Annotated in this window: 2 protein-coding genes; both read right to left on the bottom strand. The window is 57.2% G+C overall.

Going from position 1 to position 1,323, the window contains the following annotated elements; all coding sequences use genetic code 11:
- A partial coding sequence (locus H5U08_RS19065) for a [Fe-Fe] hydrogenase large subunit C-terminal domain-containing protein (RefSeq protein ID WP_297036829.1) occupies window positions 1–1,007 on the bottom strand: 1,007 nt, incomplete at its 3' end.
- Between the two features lie 107 nt (window positions 1,008–1,114).
- Window positions 1,115–1,323: 4Fe-4S binding protein (locus H5U08_RS19060; protein WP_297036826.1), on the bottom strand; the 209-nt coding region annotated here is incomplete at its 5' end.

Below are 1,323 nucleotides of genomic sequence, written 5' to 3'. Positions count from 1 at the left end.
GTCGAAAGCATGCTCATTGGGGACTTACAGCTCGACGCATGGGGGATTAACTCCGGATAAAACTTCTCAAGGAAATTGATCCACCCCGGCGAGCATGAGGTGATCATGGGAAGCGGACCGCCCGATTCCAACCGCGTGAGGAACTCGTGCGCTTCCTCCACAATGGTGAGATCAGCCCCCAGGTCGGTATCAAACACGGCATCGAAGCCGAGGAGCCGAAGGGCCGTGATCATCTTCCCCGTACAGGGTGTCCCGGGAGGATAGCCGAAGCCCTCACCGATCGCGGCTCGGATGGACGGAGCCGTCTGCACGACGACATGGAGGTCCGGATTGGCCAAAGCTTCCCAGACAATCTCGGTGCTCGATTTCTCCAGGAATGCTGCTGTAGGGCAGACATTGATGCACTGGCCGCACTGGATGCAAACCGAGTCGTCCATGTTGGCCAGATGGGCTGGCCCCACCACCGTGGTAAAACCGCGACCATGCTGACTGAGGTTATAGACGCCCTGGATTTCCGCGCATACACGAATGCACCGCCCACACAGAATGCACTTGTTGGGGTTACGGACAACCGCCGCACTGGAATCATCAATGGGAAATTCTTTGCGACGTCCCGCGAACAGTCTTTCACGAACGCCCAGGGAATACGCCAGATTTTGAAGTTCGCAGTTTCCGTCGCGCTCGCAGGTCTGGCAATCCATCGGATGATTGTCCAGAATCAGTTCGACAATGTCGCGCCGGGCCTGCCTGATTTCCGGCGAATTGGTGCGGATGACCATCCCATCCCAAACCGGAAGGCTGCATGAAGCGACGTAGCCCGGAAGACCTTCGACCTCCACAACGCAGACCCGACACGCTCCGGCAAGGCTCAGATCCGGGTGATAGCACAGCCGCGGGATGCGAATACCGATTTTTTCCGCAGCCTGCATCACAGTTGTGCCTTCCGGCACCTTGACCGGCGTGTCGTCGATTGTCACCGAGATTTGTTTGGGACGCTTGGCCATCATATGCTTTGCGATCCTGCACCGGGCTGAAAGTTTGAATGTCTGTTTAACGAATCACTGGATGGATCAGGTGTCGTCCCGCTCCTCCGAAACGACCCACCGTTCAACCGTTACAGGCGGAGTACCGCATCAAAGCGGCAAACCTGGAAGCAGCGTCCGCACTTGATGCACCGCGCCTGATCGATCACGTGCGGCTTGCGACGCTCGCCAGATATGCACTCCACCGGACAATTTCTGGCACATGCGGTACATCCCACACACTTTTCGGGATCGATTTCGTAATGAATCAAGGCCACGCATTTCTTGGCGGGGCAGCGTT

Source organism: Thermogutta sp., from assembly GCF_014359955.1.
Lineage (GTDB): Bacteria > Planctomycetota > Planctomycetia > Pirellulales > Thermoguttaceae > Thermogutta.
This window is presented reverse-complemented; position numbering and strand designations above follow the sequence as displayed.